General features: G+C 60.5%; 4 protein-coding genes. 3 read left to right on the top strand and 1 reads right to left on the bottom strand.

Annotated features, from left to right (window positions below; translation table 11 throughout):
- The 3 genes from L0H65_RS15610 to L0H65_RS15600 all read left to right on the top strand — a co-directional run.
- A partial coding sequence (locus L0H65_RS15610) for an aldehyde dehydrogenase family protein (protein WP_301459993.1) occupies nucleotides 1-975 on the top strand: 975 nt, incomplete at its 5' end.
- Complete coding sequence (locus tag L0H65_RS15605; RefSeq protein ID WP_301459991.1) at nucleotides 972-2,132, top strand: iron-containing alcohol dehydrogenase; 1,161 nt, start codon at nucleotides 972-974, stop codon at nucleotides 2,130-2,132. The genes L0H65_RS15610 and L0H65_RS15605, both read left to right, overlap by 4 nt.
- Before the next feature lie 3 nt (nucleotides 2,133-2,135).
- On the top strand, nucleotides 2,136-3,374 hold the full coding sequence (locus L0H65_RS15600) for an FAD-binding oxidoreductase (RefSeq protein ID WP_301459990.1): 1,239 nt from the start codon (nucleotides 2,136-2,138) through the stop codon (nucleotides 3,372-3,374).
- A gap of 4 nt (nucleotides 3,375-3,378) precedes the next feature.
- Here the strand turns inward: L0H65_RS15600 and L0H65_RS15595 are convergent.
- On the bottom strand, nucleotides 3,379-4,154 hold a 776-nt coding region (locus tag L0H65_RS15595), incomplete at its 5' end, for an FAD-dependent oxidoreductase (protein ID WP_301459989.1).

Raw genomic sequence — 4,154 nt, 5'->3', positions numbered from 1 at the left:
GCGATCAACACGCTTGCCCCGGCGTTGATTGCCGGAAATGCTGTGATCCTGAAACATGCCAGCCAGACATTGCTGGTGGGGGAGCGGATGGCTGAGGCGTTTCACGCGGCGGGCGTGCCAAAAGATGTGTTTCAAAACGTGGTGTTGGATCATGCCACAACCGAAAGCCTGATTGGCGCGCGTTCGTTCAATTTCGTGAACTTCACGGGGTCGGTAGGCGGCGGTGTGGCAATCGAAAAAGCAGCGGCTGGAACCTTTACCGGTCTCGGGTTGGAACTGGGCGGCAAAGACCCCGGCTATGTTCGCGCCGATGCCGATCTGGATGCAGCGGTTGACGGATTGATGGATGGCGCCATGTTCAACGCCGGTCAATGCTGCTGCGGGATTGAACGGGTTTATGTCCACGAAAGCCTTTATGATGCTTTCGTCGAAAAATCAGTCGCTTGGGTGAAGAAGCTAACACTCGGCAACCCGTTTGATGCGGCCAGCTCGCTTGGTCCGATGGCAAACAAGCGCTTTGCAGCCGTTGTGCGGGGCCAGGTGGCGGAAGCGGTGAAGGCAGGGGCAAAAGCGTTGATCGACCCCGCTCTGTTTCCCGCCGACGATGGCGGGGCATACCTTGCGCCGCAAATTCTGGTCAATGTCGATCATTCGATGCGGGTGATGACGGAAGAAAGCTTTGGTCCAGTTGTCGGGATTATGAAAGTTTCTGGCGATGACGAAGCGATTTCCCTGATGAATGACAGTCCTTATGGCTTGACGTGTTCGATATGGACAAAAGACCCGACTGCGGCTGCGGCAATTGGTGCGCAGATTGAAACCGGCACCGTGTTCATGAACCGCTGCGATTATCTTGACCCGGCGCTGTGCTGGACCGGATGCAAGGACACCGGACGCGGAAACTCCCTGTCTTATCTCGGGTTCCATTCGGTGACCCGCCCGAAATCCTACCATCTCAAGAAGGTGACTAAATGAGCCACTCTGTCCCCAATCGCAACTGGTCCTATCCCACCGCCATCAAATTCGGCGTCGGTCGCATTTCGGAACTGGCGGACCACTGCAAGGCTGTTGGCATGAAAAAGCCGCTACTGGTGACGGATCGCGCCTTGGCAACTTTGCCAATCACCGCTCAGGCGCTGGATATTCTGGACAAAGCGGGCCTCGGCCGCGCGGTATTTTCAGACGTGGATGCCAACCCGAATGAGGACAACCTGGCCGCAGGGATTGCCGCCTTCATCGCGGGCGGGCATGACGGCGTGATCGGTTTTGGCGGCGGCTCTGCGCTGGATCTGGGCAAAATGATCGCACTCATGGTGCATCAACCTGCGGGCCTAACTGTTTGGGAAATGGAAGATATCGGCGATTGGTGGAAACGCGCGGACGCCAGCAAAATTATCCCCACCATCGCCGTGCCAACCACGGCCGGCACCGGGTCCGAGGTGGGTGCGGCCGGTATTCTGACCAATTCCGCCACCCATAAGAAAAAGATCATCTGGCACCCCGGCCTGATGGCGAAAGTGGTGATCTGTGACCCGGCGTTGACCGTAGGCATGCCGAAATTCATCACTGCAGGCACCGGGATGGATGCGCTGGCGCACTGTCTGGAGGCCTATTGCTCGCCGCATTACCACCCGATGGCCCAAGGCATCGCACTGGAAGGCATGCGCTTGGTGTTTGAAAACCTGCCGCTGGGTTATGCCGACCCCAACAATCTGGATGCCCGCGCGCATATGATGTCGGCGGCGGCGATGGGGGCCACCGCGTTCCAAAAAGGGCTTGGCGCAATCCACAGCCTATCGCACCCGGTCGGCGCGGTTTACGGCACCCATCACGGCACCACAAACGCGGTTGTGATGCCGATGGTGCTGGATTTCAACCGCCACGCGATTGAGGAGCGGATTGAGGCGGCAGCGCGTTATCTGGCCATTCGCGGCGGGTTTGACGGTTTTCGCGCGGCGATCATGGATTTGCGCGAAAGCCTTGGAATTCCGGAAAATCTGACCGCGATGGGTGTAGAGGCGGCGCGTCTGGATGAGTTGACTGATATGGCGCTCGAAGACCCGTCCTGTGGTGGCAATCCGGTGGTGATGACGAAGGAAAACACCCGGAAGCTGTTCGGCGATTGCATGTAAGCCATGGCGCAAGACGCTGAAATTGCGGTGATTGGTGCTGGGATCATCGGGTTGACCATCGCGCTGCGACTGGCGGCAGAAGGGCGCGAGGTGGTGGTGATCGACCCCGCCGCCCCCGGTTCCGGCGCGTCTTATGGCAACGCAGGAACGATTGCGGATTACGCAGTGCAACCGGTCGGCACACCAGATGTGCTGCGCAACCTGCCTTCCTTGCTGTTTGACCGCAACTCGCCACTCTCCATCCGCCGCGCGGCTTTGCCCAGCCTTGCCCCGTGGCTGTTGCGCTTTGCGCGGCAATCCTTGCCTGCTGCGGCACAGCGCAACGCGCTGGCGATTGCGGCGCTGATGGCAGAGGCGTTGCCGGGTTGGGATGATTTGGCCGCGCAAATTGGCGGCGAAAGCCTGATGCAGCGCAGGGGCTGCCTTTACATCTATGAAACCGAGGCTGCGTCACGCGCCGCAAACCAGGATTTGGCTTTTCGCCGTGATATCGGCGTGGCGGTCGAAATGCTGACCCAAGCAGAGCTTTCCGTGATGGAACCGGGCCTGCGCGCCATGCCCGGCGGCGCAGCCTTTTTCCCCAAAGCGGTGTTTCTGGCGGACCCGGTGCAGATGGTGGCGCTGATTGAACAAGCGGTCCGGGCGGCAGGCGTGAAATTCATCACCGCCAAAGTAGAGCAGTTGCAACGGCGTGATGGTAGCGTGCATCTGACCGGTGCAGGGTTACAGATCAACGCCCGACAAGTGGTGATTGCCGCAGGCGCACACTCAAAAGACCTGGCACGACAAGCGGGTGACAAGGTGCCGCTGGATACCGAACGCGGCTATCATGTCGAATGGGACATGGCGCAACCGAAGCTGTCGCGCCCCTGCTGCCCCACCTCGCGCGGGTTTTACCTGTGCCCGATGAGCGGGCGCTTGCGGGTGGCGGGAACGGTGGAACTCGGCGGGTTGACGGCACCGCCGTCGCCACACCGCATTGCGAAATTGGTCGAAGGCGCGCGGACGATCTTTCCCGATCTTGGCCTGCCGGATCGCGAATGGATGGGGTTTCGCCCCTCAATGCCAGACAGTTTGCCTGTCATCGGTGCAAGCAAGGGCGGTGCGGAGGTGATCCATGCCTACGGTCACGGCCATGTCGGGGTCACGCTCGCCCCGATTACGGCGCGGATCGTCGCCGATCTCGTCGCAGGGCGCGCGCCAGGGAATGTGGCAACACCTTGCCGCCCGACACGCTTCTAAAACGTCATTCGCCCAGATCAACCGGGCCATGGGTTCGGTAAACATCCCCCGGCCCCGGATTGCCGGGTGCCGAGCGCCCGCCCATATGCGTCATCACGCCCCAGACCGCATTCAGCGCGGTTTGGACCGCCCCTTCGACCCAAGCCGGAGTCCAACTGACCCCATCGCCCGCCATGAAGAACCCGCGTTGTTCGGGCGGCATACCGGTCTGCATGAAATGGCCATACATCCGGTGATTGTAGCGGTAATGCCCCGGTAAAGCGCCCTTGAACGCGCCGAGGAAGTTTTCGTCATTCTCCCAGCTTACCGTGATCGGGTTGCCGACAATGTGGCTGGCGATATCAACGCCGGGGTAAATCTTGGCCAGTGCCTCCAGCGCCAACGTCACCCGCTTTTCAATCGGCAGTGGCGCCATTTTCAGCGCATCCGACATCCAGGAATAGGTCAGGCACATCACAGCAGGCTCATCCGGACCGCCCTCGAACAAATAGGTTCCGCGCGTCAGGCGATCGGTCAGGGTCACGCTCATCACTTCGCGCCCCGTTTCGGGGTCGCGGTCGCGCCAGAAGGGGCGGTCCACCATCACGAAGGTTTTCGACGATTGCATGTAGCGGGTGCGATCCAGCGCCATCCACAAGGGCTGGCTCAAGATACGCTCCTCAAACTCCATCGCGGTGCTCAGAAGCCAGCTTTGGCAGGTCGCAATCACCGCATCATAGGCTTTCACCCGACCCCAACGGTCGGTCACCTCCAACTTGTCGCCCGCGACGCGGCGCACCC

Origin of the sequence: Pseudorhodobacter sp. (genome assembly GCF_030452865.1) — a bacterium.
GTDB lineage: Bacteria > Pseudomonadota > Alphaproteobacteria > Rhodobacterales > Rhodobacteraceae > Pseudorhodobacter.
This window is presented reverse-complemented; position numbering and strand designations above follow the sequence as displayed.

Excerpts from the sequence above, each read along its gene's own strand:
- L0H65_RS15605 (WP_301459991.1), top strand. The coding sequence starts at position 972 with ATGAGCCACTCTGTCCCCAATCGCAACTGGTCCTATCCCACCGCCATC.
- L0H65_RS15600 (WP_301459990.1), top strand. The coding sequence starts at position 2,136 with ATGGCGCAAGACGCTGAAATTGCGGTGATTGGTGCTGGGATCATCGGG.